A 15685-nucleotide genomic window follows, 5' to 3' on the forward strand; every position below is an offset into this window, starting at 1 on the left:
ATATAAGATTTTATCAGATAATCATCCTGTTTATTGGAAACAAGTAAAACAAGAAATTTCTGAAATTGTTCCAGAATCTCAATTTGTTTCTATAAAGGATATAACAGTAACTGAGAAATTGATTGAAATGGGACAAGGGATCTCTTATCTCCCTCTCTACCTTAAAATGACCTTAAATCCTAATATTGCTACTCGAATACCAGAAGAAATTTCTATTCCACTATCTTTTACTTACATAATGACTAGAAAAAATTCGGAAGCTATTGAACTTTTCAAAAATAAATTTAAGGAATTTATTGTTTTTGAACAAAATAAAGTAAATTTTTGACTCTTAATTTGACTCTTAAAAAGATGACTTGTGTATCTAGAAACTAGTGTTAATGTATAAAATTGAAATTTCGCATCATACTTTCTGAGTTTAGACGGACTTTGTTATGAGTTTGAAACAGAGATAGAAAAAACTTTGAAAGGGACTTGAAAGGGTTTTCAAAGAAATAAAAAATTCTGAAATATTCTTGACAGCTGATGAAAAAGGTGGTAAGATAGGAAACATCAAAAAAGAAAGCAGAAAAAGAAATGAATAAGAGACAAGCTGTAACAATGAATCAAAACTTTTACTTTAGCTACTTTAGATAGTGTTTGTAGACATGTCACCATGGATGCAAACAGTTCAAGCAATTTGTTTGTATCTATGTGGCTAAGATTTTTGATTGTGGTCCATATAGATGAATATCTAAATGGACTAGCAAAGTTGTAACTTGTTAGATTATTTCAAGCATCCGTTTAGATATTATCTAGGCGGTTTTTTGTTTTATACTCTTCGAAAATCAAATTCAAACCACGTCAACGTCGCCTTGCCGTACTCAAGTACAGCCTGCGGCTAGTTTCCTAGTTTGCTCTTTGATTTTCATTGAGTTTTATCTTTTCTGAGAAGGAGTTTCATTATGAAAGTTGTTCGAAAATTACTAGCCCCCCTCTTGGTAGTGGGGATCCTCTTGACCTCTCTGATTAGTTTGCATCAGTTGAAGGCAGATAAGAAAAAAGATGTTTTTCGTATCGGGATTTCGCAGTTTATTACCCATCAGTCCTTAGACGCTACTAGAGAAGGATTTGTGGATGAGCTGGCCAAACAAGGCTATGTTGAAGGGAAAAATATCGAGATTGATTTGCAAAATGCACAGGGAGAACAAAGAAATCTAAAAACCATTTCCCAGCAACTAGCAGAATCTAGTGATGTCGTTCTAGCCATCGCAACGCCTTCTGCTCAGAGCTTGGCTAATACAACACAAACGACACCTGTTATCTTTTCAGCTGTAACAGACCCTGTCAGTGCCAAGTTGGTTGAGTCAAGAGAGCATCCTGGGGGCAATGTGACCGGGACAAGCGACCAGTCATCAGATGCCATTTCAATCCAAATCAATTTGATAAAGAAAGTGTTGCCAAAGGCTAAAACAATTGGAATTCTCTATACTCAGAGCGAGCCAAACTCAGTTGTCCAAAAGGATGAAGCTAAGCGTCTTCTAGAAGAAAAAGGCTTTACCGTTGTTGAAAAAACAATCTTGGACAGTAACAACGTCAAGGCGGCAGCAGAGAGCTTGATGGCAGAAGTGGATATGGTTTTTGTACCAACGGATAATATCATTTCGTCAACCATTGAAACAGTTAAGCAGGTTTCTATTAAACACAAGGTTCCAGTATTTGGTGGTTCAACAGAAATGATAGCTGTTGGTGGCTTGTATAACTACGGAACTAATTATGAAGAATTGGGACGTCAGACAGCACGAATGCTGATTCGTGTTCTAAAAGGTGAGAAGCCAGAAAATATAGCAGTTGAGTTGCCTGAAAAACTGGAATTGCATACCAATCAAGAAATGGCAGATGCACTAGGAATTGATATCAGTAAGTTAGAAGGCAAGGAATAAGGAGGTTTAAGATGAATTTTGTATTATCTAGTTTATCAGAAGGTTTGCTATGGTCGATTATGGCGATTGGGGTCTACTTGACTTTCCGTATTTTGGATATTGCGGATATGACTGCTGAAGGAGCCTTTCCACTGGGGGCGGCTGTCGTCGTATCTCAGATACAGGCAGGGACAAATCCTTGGATTGCGACCTTACTTGCTTTGCTGGCAGGTATGGTAGCAGGTCTTGTATCAGGAATGCTCCACACCAAGATGAAAATCCCAGCGCTTTTGACAGGGATTGTGACCTTGACAGGGCTTTATTCAATTAATATTAAAATCATGGGTAGCGTGCCCAATCTTTCCTTGGGAGATTCTTCAACTGTCTTTAAACAGTTGGCGAGCTTGGGGCTGACAACTGAAGAAGCTGTTTTCACGCTCAGCTTGGTTTGTCTCTTACTTGTTTGTTTGGTCTTGACTCTTTTGATGAAAACGGAGATTGGATTAGTCTTGCGTTCGACTGGGGACAATATTCCGATGAGTGAGGCCAATGGGGTCAATGTAGACACCATGAAGATTGTTGGTTACATGATTTCAAACGGTTTGATTGCTCTGTGTGGTTCCTTATTTGCTCAAAATGATGGATTTTCTGATGTAACTTCTGGGACAGGAACCATCGTTGTTGGTTTGAGTGCAGTCATTATTGCGGAGGTCTTGATACACGATTTGACCATTGGAGGTCGCTTGTTATCTATCGGAATCGGTGCTATTGTTTACCGTTTGATTATTTTAAATATCTATGAAATTCCAAATCTAGATCAGAACCTGGTTCGTCTCTTTAATGCAATCTTGTTAGCCTTGGTTCTATTTGCACCAGAGTTGCAAAAGAGATTAAAGATTCGTGGTTTGAAACTGAGAAATGAATAGGAGGAGAAAGTTATGGCAAGTTTGTTAACACTTGAAAATATTCACAAAACATTTGAAGCAGGGACGGTCAATGAGAACCATGTCCTCAAAGGATTAGATTTAGAGGTTGAAGAGGGAGATTTTATCTCTGTGATTGGTGGAAATGGCGCAGGGAAATCCACTTTGATGAATATCTTGGCTGGAAATTTATCTGTAGACGAAGGAGACCTTTTGTTGGAAGGGAAATCCATTAAAAATCTGAGTGTACGAAAGAGAGCTAAGGAAATTGCCCGTGTTTTTCAGGATCCTAAGATGGGAACGGCTTCTCGTTTGACGATTGAGGAGAATATGGCCATTGCCTTGAGACGTGGGCAAAAAAGAGGCCTTGCGTGGGGTGTGAAGGAGAAGGATAGAATCCAGTTCCAAGAGGCCTTGAAAGAGTTGAATATCGGTCTTGAAAACCGTTTGAAAGTGGATACTCAATACCTTTCAGGAGGACAAAGACAGGCCTTGACCCTAGTCATGGCAGCCTTAGTGAAACCTAAACTCTTGCTGTTGGATGAACACACTGCGGCACTTGACCCGAAAACTAGTCAAATGGTGATGGATTTGACGCAAAAAATTGTGGAACATCATCAGTTGACGACTTTGATGATTACCCACGATATGAACCATGCGATTGAATATGGTAATCGTCTCATTATGCTCTATCAAGGCAAGATAGTGGTAGATGTCAAAGGAGAGGAGAAAAAGCATCTGACGGTTAAAGATCTCATGCATCTTTTCCAGAAAAATAGTGGGCAAAGCCTCGTCAGTGATGAATTGGTTTTGGGATAAAGAAAAAGGCTGAAATCTAGTGTTTCAGTCTTTTATTTCTTACGTTTTGCAAAATCTACAAATCTGAATTTTTCTAACTTATGACGACTTTCGGTAAACTGAAATTGGAGTCCGTCTTGGAGATAGACTTTTGATTTAATCGAAACAACATAAGGATCTTTACCTATGTCCATGAGAATCTTGTCTCGGTCACTCGTGTGGTCGATGGTGATTTCCTTTTGAGCATAATCAATAAGGAGTTTGAGGTCGTCCTCTATATAAGAATAGATAGAATGCTCAGCAATTTTGCGAGTGAGATTTGGGATGAGTTCCATATCCAGATAGTCAATATCCAGTACCGATACTTGATCATCCACCACGCGTTGACGGACCACCTTCCAAACCATCCGAAATTCTGGGAAACCAGTTATCAATGAGGATTTTTTATCAATAATAATCTTGTCCAGACTAACCACGTTGGTTTTAGAGCGCAGTCCAAGTTCTTGAACCAGTTCTTGGTAGCTGGTTAGGCTGGAGACAGGGAAATTGACGGTTTCTTCTTTAACGACTTGAGAACCCTGACCTCTTATCTTTTTGATCAATCCTTCCTCTTGGAGGAGGGACAGAGCCTTTCGAACTGTGTCACGACTGACCTGATACTGGTTCATAAGGTCGTGCTCACTGGGTAGAAAATCTCCGACAGCGTAAGTCTCATTTTGAATAGTTTCTTGGATTTGCTTAAATAGTTGTTGGTATTTCTTCATTTTGCTTCCTTAAATGAGTTTTTAATCTAGTTTAACGGGAACCTGTATCTATTTTACCATACAAGTCCTAGAAAAATTACAAAAAAATTCTCTTTTTATACCAAACAAATTGCAGACAAGTTTGATATCGTTTACAATATTCTTATCAAGTCAAACTTGCTTTGACAAGTATAAGGAGAATCAAATGGGAAAATTTGAACAAGAAGCCAAAGATCTGCTTCAGGCAATTGGAGGCAAAGAAAATGTGACAGCCGTAACCCACTGTGCGACTCGGATGCGGTTTGTTTTAGGAGATGATAAGAAGGCAAATGTTAAAGCTATCGAGTCAATTCCAGCTGTTAAAGGAACCTTTACAAATGCAGGTCAATTTCAGGTAATCATCGGAAATGATGTACCCATCTTTTATAATGATTTTACAGCTGTTTCAGGCATTGAGGGTGTTTCCAAAGAAGCAGCCAAGTCAGCAGCTAAGAGTAATCAAAACGTGGTCCAACGTGTCATGACCACTCTGGCGGAAATCTTTACTCCGATTATTCCAGCCTTGATTGTTGGTGGATTGATCCTCAGTTTCCGTAATGTATTGGAAGGTGTGCATTGGTCGATGTTAGATGGCAAGACCATCACGGAATCCTCTCAGTTTTGGGCAGGGGTTAATCACTTCCTCTGGTTGCCGGGTGAAGCTATCTTCCAGTTCTTACCAGTAGGGATTACCTGGTCTGTCTCTCGTAAGATGGGAACCAGCCAAATCTTGGGAATTGTTCTCGGAATCTGTTTGGTATCGCCTCAGTTGCTCAATGCCTATGCGGTTGCTTCAACGCCAGCAGCTGATATCGCGGCAAACTGGGTTTGGAATTTTGGCTATTTTACTGTTAATCGTATCGGTTACCAAGCCCAAGTTATCCCAGCCTTGCTTGCAGGTTTAAGTCTGTCTTATCTAGAGATCTTTTGGCGCAAGCATATCCCAGAAGTGATTTCTATGATTTTTGTCCCCTTCTTGTCATTGATTCCAGCCTTGATTTTGGCTCATACTGTTCTGGGACCAATTGGTTGGACAATCGGTCAAGGACTTTCATCAGTTGTCTTGGCAGGTTTAACGGGTCCAGTTAAATGGCTTTTCGGTGCGATTTTTGGTGCCCTCTATGCTCCGTTTGTCATCACAGGTCTGCATCACATGACCAATGCCATTGATACACAATTGATCGCGGATGCTGGAGGAACTGCCCTCTGGCCAATGATTGCCCTTTCTAATATTGCCCAAGGTTCAGCCGTATTTGCCTATTATTTCATGCACCGTCATGATGAGCGTGAGGCTCAGGTTTCACTTCCTGCAACCATTTCAGCCTATCTCGGTGTTACAGAACCAGCTCTCTTTGGGGTCAATGTCAAATACATCTATCCATTTGTTGCTGGGATGACTGGTTCAGCCCTTGCAGGCATGTTATCCGTTACTTTCAATGTAACTGCAGCTTCTATTGGTATCGGTGGTTTACCAGGTATCCTCTCTATTCAACCTCAATACATGTTTCCATTTGCAGGAACTATGCTAGTTGCGATTGTTGTTCCAATGCTCTTGACTTTCCTCTTCCGTAAGGCAGGTCTCTTTACAAAAACAGAGGACGATACGGACTTGCAGGCAGAATTCGTTGCTCAAGAAGAAGCAGAATTTGTAACTCATGAACCAGTAGAACTTACTTCGGTAGAAATTATCAGTCCACTAACTGGTCAAGTGAAAGAATTGAGTCAAGCGACGGATCCTGTTTTTGCATCAGGTGTCATGGGGTAAGGTCTGGTCATTGAACCAAGCCAAGGTGAGTTGACCTCTCCAGTCAATGGGACAGTGACGGTGCTTTTTCCTACCAAGTATGCCATCGGTATTGTCTCTGATGAGGGAGTGGAATTGCTCATTCACATCGGTATGGATACAGTTGGTCTTGATGGCAAAGGATTTGAAAGTCTTGTAGCCCAAGGAGATCATGTCACAGTTGGTCAGAAACTGATTTGTTTTGATATGGATGTCATTAAGGATGCAGGTCTGGTAACAGAAACTCCTGTCATTATTACCAATCAAGATGCTTATACAGCGACCATCACTGGAACTTATCCGACAACGATCCAAGCTGGAGAAGACCTCATGGTCGCAACACGAATCTAATCAAAATAGTACAAATAGGGACGGAAGACAGCTTCCTCCCTTTTATCAGAAAAGGAGAAACAGATGACACTTAATAAAGGAAAAGTAGTCTATCAAATCTATCCAAAATCATACAAAGACACCACTGGAAATGGTATTGGAGACTTCCGTGGAATTATCGAAAAAATTCCCTATCTAGCCAAACTGGGCGTGGATATGGTCTGGCTCAATCCATTCTATCCAAGCCCCCAACGGGATAATGGTTACGATATTTCAGATTATATGGCAGTCGATCCTCTTTTTGGTGATATGGCTGATTTTGAGGAAATGGTGCGTGTCGGTAAAGAGCACAAGATTGATTTTATGCTGGATATGGTGCTCAATCATTGTTCGACAGAGCATGAATGGTTTCAGAAAGCCCTAGCTGGTGACAAGTACTACCAAGATTTTTTCTTCATCCAAGACCAACCAACAGACTGGCAGTCTAAGTTTGGTGGGTCTGCATGGGCTCCTTTTGGGGATACGGGGAAATACTACCTTCACCTTTTTGATGAGACCCAGGCTGATCTTAACTGGCGCAATCCCAATGTCCGTAAGGAGCTTTTCAAGGTTGTGAATTTTTGGCGCGACAAGGGTGTCAAGGGTTTCCGATTTGATGTGATCAATTTGATTGGGAAAGATGAAGTTCTAGTAGATTGTCCTGAAAATGAAGGAAAGTCAGCTTACACAGACAAGCCTATCGTTCATGACTATTTGCGTATGATGAACCAAGCCACTTTTGGTTCAGACGATAGCTTTATGACAGTTGGGGAAATGTCTTCTACCACCATGGAAAACTGTGTCCTTTATTCGTCTCCTGACCGTCAGGAATTATCAATGACCTTTAATTTTCATCATCTTAAGGTGGACTATAAGGATGGACAAAAGTGGACCTTGGTTCCCTTTGATTTTGAAGAGTTGAAGAGTCTTTACCATAGTTGGGGTAAGGAGATGAGTGATAAAGGTGGTTGGAGCGCTCTTTTCTGGAACAATCACGACCAACCACGCGCTTTGAACCGTTTTGTCGATATTCAAAATTTCCGCAAGGAGGGGGCGACCATGCTAGCGGCCAGCATTTATCTCTCACGTGGAACACCTTATATCTATATGGGTGAAGAAATCGGGATGATTGACCCAGACTATGATTCGATGGCTGATTATGTGGATGTCGAATCGCTCAATGCTTATCAGATGCTCTTACAAGAAGGGAAGAGTCAGGAAGAAGCCCTCCAGATTATTCAGGCTAAGTCGCGTGATAATTCACGAATCCCTATGCAGTGGGATGCTTCGGAGAATGCTGGTTTCACAGTAGGCACTCCTTGGCTCAAGGCAGGAAAATCCTACCCTCACATCAATGTAGCAAATGAAATCCAAGGTCCGATTTTTACTTTCTACCAAGACTTGATTCGACTTCGCAAAGAAATGCCTATCATCTCAGAAGGAAGTTACAAACCAGCCTTTGAAGATAGCAAGCAAGTCTATGCTTTTGAACGTCAGTATAAGGATGAAAAGTTGCTAGTGATCAATAACTTTTATGTCACAGAAGTGGAAATGGATTTACCACCAGCCTACCAAAATGGGCAAATTTTGATTTCCAATTATGAAGATGCAGAAGTGTCTGAAAAAATTCTACTCAGACCGTATCAAACACTGGCTATTTATGTAAATTAATACTCTTCGAAAATCCAATTCAAACTGTGTCAGCTCTATCCGCAACCTCAAAACAGTGTTTTGAGCAGCCTGCGGCTAGCTTCCTAGTTTGCTCTTTGATTTTCATTGAGTATAAACTCAGTAAGGAGCCCTTCTTTTCCAGAAAAGCAGGGTTCTTTTTGCTGTCTATTCCATTCCTGAAAGCGTAAAACAAACTAGTCAGGGTGGCTAGTTTGTGGTATAATGAAAGAGACCCAAAAAGAAACAGGAGAAATATGATGGATTTACTATTAGCAATTGTATTGATTGTGCTAGCTTTTCTAGGAGGAGCTCTTGGAGGAATGTACTTGGTTCGTAAGCAAATTGAAAAAGAATTCGCTGACAACCCACGTTTGAATGCTGAAGCAGTGCGTACTCTTTTGAGTGCAAATGGTCAAAAACCAAGCGAAGCTAAGGTACAACAAGTTTACCACCAAATCATCCGCCAACAAAAAGCAGCCCTTGCCAACAATAAAAAGAAAAAATAAATAAGGAAAAGTCTGGGATGAAAGTTCCAGACTTCTCACTATGTTGGCTATGGTTTAGGGATGAGACTTTTTCCTTGCATTCTATTGATATTTGATTATGATTAAGAGAGATAGTTGTTGATGAGGCTGTCCTTCAGTTCTTAAAGATGAGTAATCATAATGAACTATCAATCAGAAAGAAGACTAGAAAGAAGACTGTATGGATAATCGACCAATTGGTTTTTTGGATTCGGGTGTCGGGGGCTTGACCGTTGTGCGAGAGCTCATGCGCCAGCTTCCCCATGAAGAAATCGTCTATATTGGAGATTCGGCACGGGCGCCTTACGGGCCCCGTCCTGCTGAGCAAATTCGTGAATATACTTGGCAGTTGGTCAACTTTCTCTTGACCAAGGATGTCAAAATGATTGTCATTGCTTGTAACACTGCGACTGCGGTCGTCTGGGAAGAAATTAAGGCTCAACTAGACATTCCCGTCCTAGGTGTGATTTTGCCAGGAGCTTCGGCAGCTATCAAGTCCAGCCAAGGTGGGAAAATCGGAGTTATTGGAACGCCCATGACGGTACAATCAGACATCTATCGTCAGAAAATTAACGATCTGGATCCGGACTTACAGGTGGAGAGTTTGGCCTGTCCCAAGTTTGCCCCTTTGGTTGAGTCTGGCGCCCTGTCAACCAGTGTCACCAAGAAAGTGGTCTATGAAACGCTGCGTCCCTTGGTTGGAAAGGTGGATAGCCTGATTTTGGGCTGTACCCACTATCCACTCCTCAGACCCATTATTCAAAATGTCATGGGACCCAAGGTTCAGCTCATTGATAGTGGGGCAGAGTGCGTACGGGATATCTCAGTCTTACTCAATTATTTTGAAATTAATCGTGGTCGCGATGCTGGACCACTTGATCACCGTTTTTACACAACAGCTAGCAGCCAAAGTTTTGCACAAATTGGTGAAGAATGGCTGGAAAAAGAGATTCATGTGGAGCATGTAGAATTATGACAAATAAAATTTATGAATACAAGGATGAACAGGACTGGTATGTCGGGTCCTATGGTATTTTTGGTGGCGTCCGGACGTTGACGGATGATGACTTGGATTTTCCTCTATTGGAGTTTGCCCAAAGATTTCGAGATGAGGATCGAGGTTTTCCTGTTTCTGTTACTGTTTTACGCTATGGTTCTCTCTACCGTTTATTGTCTTTTGTGGTAGATATCCTCAACCAAGAAATGGGACGAAATGTGGAAGTCATCCAACGTCAGGGGGCTTTTCTCTTAGTTGAAAATGGGCAACTCCTGCATGTAGAATTGCCTAAAGAAGGTGTTGATGTAGAAGCATTCTTTGAGACAAGCAAGGTCAGAGAAACCTTATTGATTGCGACTCGTAACGAAGGCAAGACCAAGGAATTCCGAGCAATCTTTGACAAGCTAGGCTACGATGTGGAAAATCTCAATGACTACCCTGACTTGCCTGAAGTAGCTGAAACAGGCATGACCTTTGAAGAAAATGCCCGTCTCAAGGCAGAAACCATTTCACAGTTAACAGGCAAGATGGTTCTGGCAGATGATTCTGGGCTCAAGGTCGATGTCCTTGGTGGCTTGCCAGGTGTCTGGTCAGCTCGTTTCGCAGGTGTGGGAGCTACTGACCGTGAAAACAATGCTAAACTCTTGCACGAATTGGCCATGGTCTTTGAACTCAAGGATCGCTCGGCTCAGTTCCATACAACCCTAGTCGTAGCCAGTCCAAACAAGGAAAGTTTGGTTGTTGAAGCTGACTGGCCTGGCTACATTAACTTTGAAGCTAAGGGTGAAAATGGATTTGGCTATGATCCTCTCTTCCTTGTGGGAGAGACAGGCAAATCCTCAGCTGAATTAACCCTGGAAGAAAAAAATAGTCAATCTCACCGTGCCTTAGCCGTTAAGAAACTTTTGGAGGTATTTCCATCATGGCAAAGCAAACCATCATTGTAATGAGCGATTCCCATGGCGATAGCTTGATTGTGGAAGAAATCCGTGATCGCTATGTGGGCAAAGTTGACGCCGTTTTTCATAACGGAGATTCTGAATTGCGCCCTGATTCTCCCCTTTGGGAGGGCATCCATGTCGTTAAAGGGAACATGGACTTTTATGCAGGTTACCCAGAACGTTTGGTGACTGAGCTTGGTTCAACCAAGATTATCCAAACCCATGGACACCTGTTTGACATCAATTTCAACTTTCAAAAGTTGGACTACTGGGCTCAGGAAGAAGAGGCAGCTATCTGCCTCTATGGTCACTTGCATGTGCCAAATGCTTGGATGGAAGGAAAGACTCTTTTTCTAAATCCAGGCTCTATCAGTCAACCACGTGGTACCATCAGAGAATGTCTCTATGCTCGTGTGGAGATTGATGACAGTTACTTCAAAGTGGACTTTTTGACACGAGACCACGAGGTGTATCCAGGCTTGTCCAAGGAGTTTAGCCGATGATTGCCAAGGAGTTTGAGAATTTCTTGCTAGGCCAAGAGGGAACTTTTTTGACCCCTGCTGAAAATCTAGCTGTGTTGATTGATACCCACAATGCGGATCATGCGACCCTCTTGCTCAGTCAGATGACCTACACCCGTGTTCCCGTTGTAACCGATGAAAAGCAGTTTGTTGGGACTATTGGGCTCAGAGATATTATGGCTTATCAGATGGAGCATGACTTGAGCTCAGAAATCATGGCGGATACGGACATTGTCCACATGACGAAAAGGGACGTAGCGGTCGTTTCGCCTGATTTTACCATTACAGAGGTCTTGCACAAGCTGGTAGATGAGTCTTTCTTGCCAGTTGTGGATGCAGAGGGTATTTTCCAAGGGATTATTACGCGTAAATCTATCCTCAAGGCTGTCAATGCCCTCTTGCATGACTTTAGTAAGGACTATGAGATTCGATGCAAATGAGAGACAGGATTTCAGCCTTTTTAGAGGAAAAGCAGGGCTTGTCTGCCAATTCCAAGCAGTCCTATAAGTATGATTTAGAACAGTTTTTAGATTTGGTAGGCGAGCGGATTTCTGAGACCAGTCTCAAGATTTACCAAGCCCAGCTAGCCAATCTAAAAATCAGCGCCCAGAAGCGAAAGATTTCGGCCTGTAACCAATTTCTCTACTTTCTCTATCAAAAAGGAGAAGTGGATAGCTTTTACCGCTTGGAATTAGCTAAACAAGCTGAAAAGAAGATCGAAAAGCCAGAACTGTTAGACCTAAACTCTTTTTGGCAAGAAAGTGACTATCCAGAGGGTCGCTTGCTAGCGCTCTTAATCCTAGAAATGGGGCTCTTGCCGAGTGAGATTTTAGCTCTAAAGGTTACGGATATCAATCTGGATTTTCAGGTGTTGAGAATCCAGAAGGCTACCCAAAAGAGGATTGTCACCATTCCCAGAACCTTGATTCCAGAATTGGAACCCTTGATGGGGCAGACCTATCTTTTTGAAAGGGCAGGAAAAGCCTATTCTCGTCAGTGGGCCTTCCGTCAACTGGAGTCCTTTGTCAAAGAGAAAGGTTTTCCAGCACTATCAGCCCAAGCCTTGCGGGAACAGTTCATTCTAAGACAAATAGAAAACAAGGTCGATTTGTACGAAATTGCAAAAAAATTAGGATTAAAAACAGTCCTGACCTTAGAAAAATATAGATAATGGATATTAAATTAAAAGATTTTGAAGGACCCCTGGACTTGCTCCTGCACCTTGTTTCTAAGTATCAGATGGATATCTACGATGTGCCCATTACGGAAGTCATCGAACAGTATCTAGCTTATGTCTCAACTCTGCATGCCATGCGTCTGGAAGTGACGGGTGAGTACATGGTTATGGCCAGTCAGCTCATGCTGATCAAGAGTCGCAAACTTCTTCCAAAGGTGGCAGAAGTGACAGACTTGGAGGATGACCTGGAGCAGGATCTTCTCTCTCAAATCGAAGAATACCGCAAGTTCAAGCTCTTGGGTGAACACTTGGAAGCCAAGCACCAAGATCGGGCCCAGTATTATTCCAAAGCGCCGACAGAGTTGATTTACGAAGATGCGGAGCTTGTGCATGACAAGACGACCATTGACCTCTTTTTGGCTTTTTCAAATATCCTAGCCAAGAAAAAAGAGGAGTTTGCACAGAACCACACGACTATCTTGCGGGATGAGTATAAGATTGAGGACATGATGGTCATCGTAAAAGAGTCCTTGACTGGACGAGACCAGTTGCGCTTGCAGGATTTGTTCAAGGAAGCCCAGAATGTCCAAGAGGTCATCACCCTCTTTTTGGCAACCCTAGAGTTAATCAAAACCCAGGAGCTAATTCTTGTGCAAGAGGAAAGTTTCGGAGATATTTATCTCATGGAAAAGAAGGAAGAAAGTCAAGTGGCCCAAAGCTAGACTTGATAGAGAGGAAAGATGAGTACTTTAGCAAAAATAGAAGCGCTCTTGTTTGTAGCGGGTGAAGATGGGATTAGAGTCCGCCAGTTAGCTGAACTCCTCTCTCTGCCACCGACAGGCATCCAACAGAGTTTAGAAAAATTAGCCCAGAAGTATGAAAAGGACCCAGATTCCAGTTTGGCTCTGATTGAGACAGGGGGTGCTTACAGATTGGTGACCAAACCTCAATTTGCAGAGATTTTGAAGGAATACTCTAAGGCACCTATCAACCAGAGTTTATCTCGGGCTGCACTTGAGACCTTGTCCATCATTGCCTACAAACAGCCCATCACACGGATAGAGATTGATGCCATCCGTGGAGTCAACTCGAGTGGGGCCTTGGCAAAGTTGCAGGCCTTTGACTTGATACGAGAAGACGGGAAAAAAGAAGTGTTGGGACGCCCCAACCTCTATGTGACTACGGATTATTTCCTAGATTACATGGGGATAAACCATTTAGAAGAATTACCAGTGATTGATGAGCTTGAGATTCAAGCCCAAGAAAGCCAATTATTTGGTGAAAGGATAGAAGAAGATGAGAATCAATAAGTATATTGCCCACGCAGGTGTGGCCAGTAGGAGAAAAGCAGAAGAGTTGATCAAGCAAGGTTTGGTGACGGTTAACGGCCAAGTGGTACGTGAACTAGCAACCACTATCAAGTCAGGCGACAAGGTTGAAGTGGAAGGTCAACCTATCTACAACGAAGAAAAAGTCTACTATCTGCTTAACAAACCACGCGGTGTCATTTCCAGTGTGACAGATGACAAGGGCCGCAAGACGGTTGTCGATCTCTTGCCCAACGTGAAGGAGCGCATCTACCCTGTAGGTCGTTTGGACTGGGATACATCAGGAGTCTTGATTTTGACCAATGACGGGGATTTTACAGATGAGATGATTCACCCTCGTAATGAGATTGACAAGGTTTATGTTGCGCGTGTTAAAGGTGTGGCCAATAAGGATAATCTCCGCCCCTTGACCCGTGGACTTGAGATTGATGGCAAGAAAACCAAGCCGGCTGTCTATGAGATTCTCAAAGTGGATCCAGTCAAAAACCGTTCTGTGGTGCAGTTGACCATCCATGAAGGGCGTAACCATCAAGTTAAGAAGATGTTTGAAGCTGTCGGTCTCCAAGTAGACAAGTTGTCACGGACCCGTTTTGGACATCTAGACTTGACAGGACTCCGTCCCGGAGAATCCCGTCGTCTTAATAAAAAAGAAATCAGTCAACTACACACCATGGCTGTAACCAAGAAATAATGAAACGAATTTTAATAGCGCCTGTGCGCTTTTACCAACGTTTTATCTCACCAGCCTTTCCCCCCTCTTGTCGTTTTGAGCCTACCTGCTCAAACTATATGATTGAGACTATTGAAAAACATGGCTTCAAGGGTGTTTTGATGGGATTGGCTCGAATCTTACGTTGCCATCCCTGGTCGAAAACAGGCAAGGATGCCGTTCCAGACCACTTTTCACTCAAACGGAATCAAGAAGAAAAATAACCCAGCATCACCTGATGTTGGGTTTTCTTGCTTATTTCAAGGCTTTTTGTGTGTCTTCAATCATGAGTTTTGTTGATTCAAGACCGCCTCCGCTTAGATACCAGAGGTCTGGTGTTAGTTGGATAATCTTACCATTTTTAGCGGCAGGAGTTTCAGCGATAAGGGCATTTTCTAGGACGCCATCGTTGCTTGAGTTGTCACCACCGATGGCAAGGGTACGGTTGATAACAAAGAGGATGTCAGGATTGATTTCTTTGACACTTTCAAAGCTGACTTCTTGTCCGTGGCGAGAATCTTCAAATTGAGTATCAGTTGGCTTGAATTTCAAGGTTTGATACAAGAAAGAGAAACGAGATTGGGCACCAAAGGCAGCCATTTTTCCTTCATTGAGGAGGATGGCAAGGGCTTTTTTGTCAGAGCTTCCATTTTTAGTAGCTACTTCTTGGATGCTCTTGTCTAGCTTGACTAATTCTTCCTTGGCTTTCTGTGTACCAGTTTCACCAAAGGCGCTTGCTAAGGATTCGATATTAGCCTTGGTAGAAGTCCAGTAGTCGTCCTTACTTGCTTGGAAGAGAACGGTTGGGGCGATTTCTTTGAATTTGTCTACGAATTTTTGTGTACGTATGGAAGCAATAATCAAATCAGGCTCAAGGGCGGCGATAGCTTCTAAATCAGGTTCTTTCATAGAACCAACATTTTTAACTTTTCCAGCTAGGTCTTTGAGATAGGTTGGTACTGTTTTTGTAGGCATTCCAACGATATTTTTTTCAAATCCTAGAGCACGAATAGTATCCGCAGCACCAAGGTCAAAGGTCACAATCTTTTCAGGAACTTTTGAAAGTTTGACTTCGTCTAATGAACTTTTAATGGTTATCTCTGTTGGAGCAGAGCTGCTTGTCTCCGACTGGCTGGTACTTGAGTTTGAGGTTGTACTACATGCACCAAGTAGGAGCAAGAAGCTGGCCACTAGGGCAGTGAAATAAAGTCTAAGGGATGTTTTCATGATTTCTCCTTTTTAAAATGTGATAACGATTTAG

General features: G+C 42.4%; 16 protein-coding genes and 2 pseudogenes. 16 read left to right on the forward strand and 2 right to left on the reverse strand.

The features are described 5' to 3' along the window. The 4 genes and pseudogenes from D8787_RS07130 to D8787_RS07155 form a co-directional block, all read left to right on the forward strand. Window positions 1–328: pseudogene (locus tag D8787_RS07130) on the forward strand (LysR family transcriptional regulator); the annotation flags it as partial. Between the two features lie 616 nt (window positions 329–944). Further along, complete coding sequence (locus tag D8787_RS07145) at window positions 945–1922, forward strand: ABC transporter substrate-binding protein (protein WP_125422237.1); 978 nt, start codon at window positions 945–947, stop codon at window positions 1920–1922. A gap of 11 nt (window positions 1923–1933) precedes the next feature. After that, window positions 1934–2827: an ABC transporter permease gene (locus D8787_RS07150; RefSeq protein WP_125422242.1), complete on the forward strand. Its 894-nt coding sequence runs from the start codon at window positions 1934–1936 to the stop codon at window positions 2825–2827. A 12-nt stretch (window positions 2828–2839) separates the two neighbouring features. Continuing rightward, window positions 2840–3643 carry an ABC transporter ATP-binding protein gene (locus tag D8787_RS07155; protein WP_125422250.1) on the forward strand — a complete coding sequence of 268 codons (804 nt, stop codon included), beginning with the start codon at window positions 2840–2842 and terminating at the stop codon, window positions 3641–3643. 32 nt (window positions 3644–3675) lie between these two features. Here D8787_RS07155 and treR read toward each other — a convergent pair whose 3' ends face one another. After that, a complete protein-coding gene (gene treR, locus D8787_RS07160; RefSeq protein WP_125422255.1) occupies window positions 3676–4386 on the reverse strand; it encodes a trehalose operon repressor in 711 nt (236 codons plus the stop codon). 184 nt (window positions 4387–4570) lie between these two features. Between treR and treP the strand changes: the two are divergent. From treP to yidD, 12 genes and pseudogenes are all read left to right on the forward strand, one after another. After that, window positions 4571–6538, forward strand: a pseudogene (gene treP, locus D8787_RS07165) (PTS system trehalose-specific EIIBC component). A 63-nt stretch (window positions 6539–6601) separates the two neighbouring features. Beyond that, the gene (treC, locus tag D8787_RS07170) at window positions 6602–8227 is read left to right on the forward strand and encodes an alpha,alpha-phosphotrehalase (RefSeq protein WP_125422259.1); all 1626 of its coding nucleotides are present in this window, start codon (window positions 6602–6604) and stop codon (window positions 8225–8227) included. Window positions 8228–8484: 257 nt separating this feature from the next. Further along, window positions 8485–8733 (forward strand): YneF family protein, encoded by a 249-nt coding sequence (locus D8787_RS07175; RefSeq protein ID WP_000364990.1) that lies wholly within the window; start codon window positions 8485–8487, stop codon window positions 8731–8733. 199 nt (window positions 8734–8932) lie between these two features. Continuing rightward, complete coding sequence (racE, locus tag D8787_RS07180; RefSeq protein WP_125422262.1) at window positions 8933–9727, forward strand: glutamate racemase; 795 nt, start codon at window positions 8933–8935, stop codon at window positions 9725–9727. Next, window positions 9724–10695 (forward strand): nucleoside-triphosphate diphosphatase, encoded by a 972-nt coding sequence (locus tag D8787_RS07185; protein ID WP_125422265.1) that lies wholly within the window; start codon window positions 9724–9726, stop codon window positions 10693–10695. The genes racE and D8787_RS07185 overlap by 4 nt, the downstream gene beginning before the upstream one ends. Beyond that, a complete protein-coding gene (locus tag D8787_RS07190) occupies window positions 10671–11192 on the forward strand; it encodes a metallophosphoesterase (RefSeq protein ID WP_125422268.1) in 522 nt (173 codons plus the stop codon). Before D8787_RS07185 ends, D8787_RS07190 begins: the two co-directional genes overlap by 25 nt. After that, a complete protein-coding gene (gene cbpB, locus D8787_RS07195) occupies window positions 11189–11650 on the forward strand; it encodes a cyclic-di-AMP-binding protein CbpB (protein WP_125422271.1) in 462 nt (153 codons plus the stop codon). The genes D8787_RS07190 and cbpB overlap by 4 nt, the downstream gene beginning before the upstream one ends. Further along, a complete protein-coding gene (gene xerD / locus D8787_RS07200) occupies window positions 11647–12381 on the forward strand; it encodes a site-specific tyrosine recombinase XerD (protein WP_312023283.1) in 735 nt (244 codons plus the stop codon). The genes cbpB and xerD overlap by 4 nt, the downstream gene beginning before the upstream one ends. After that, entirely contained in the window at window positions 12381–13109 is a 729-nt protein-coding gene (locus tag D8787_RS07205; protein WP_042900330.1) for a segregation/condensation protein A, read from the forward strand. Before xerD ends, D8787_RS07205 begins: the two co-directional genes overlap by 1 nt. An 18-nt stretch (window positions 13110–13127) precedes the next feature. Continuing rightward, window positions 13128–13697, forward strand: coding sequence for an SMC-Scp complex subunit ScpB (gene scpB, locus D8787_RS07210; RefSeq protein WP_000105303.1), 570 nt, complete (start codon window positions 13128–13130; stop codon window positions 13695–13697). Further along, a complete protein-coding gene (locus D8787_RS07215) occupies window positions 13684–14406 on the forward strand; it encodes a pseudouridine synthase (protein ID WP_001222228.1) in 723 nt (240 codons plus the stop codon). Before scpB ends, D8787_RS07215 begins: the two co-directional genes overlap by 14 nt. Next, window positions 14406–14648, forward strand: coding sequence for a membrane protein insertion efficiency factor YidD (gene yidD, locus D8787_RS07220; protein WP_125422277.1), 243 nt, complete (start codon window positions 14406–14408; stop codon window positions 14646–14648). Before D8787_RS07215 ends, yidD begins: the two co-directional genes overlap by 1 nt. 31 nt (window positions 14649–14679) lie before the next feature. Here yidD and D8787_RS07225 read toward each other — a convergent pair whose 3' ends face one another. Continuing rightward, window positions 14680–15651 carry a siderophore ABC transporter substrate-binding protein gene (locus D8787_RS07225; protein WP_125422280.1) on the reverse strand — a complete coding sequence of 324 codons (972 nt, stop codon included), beginning with the start codon at window positions 15649–15651 and terminating at the stop codon, window positions 14680–14682. Between the last annotated feature and the right edge of the window lie 34 nt (window positions 15652–15685).

The sequence above is a fragment of the Streptococcus mitis genome, assembly GCF_003944325.1.
Classification (GTDB): Bacteria; Bacillota; Bacilli; order Lactobacillales; family Streptococcaceae; genus Streptococcus; species Streptococcus mitis_CW.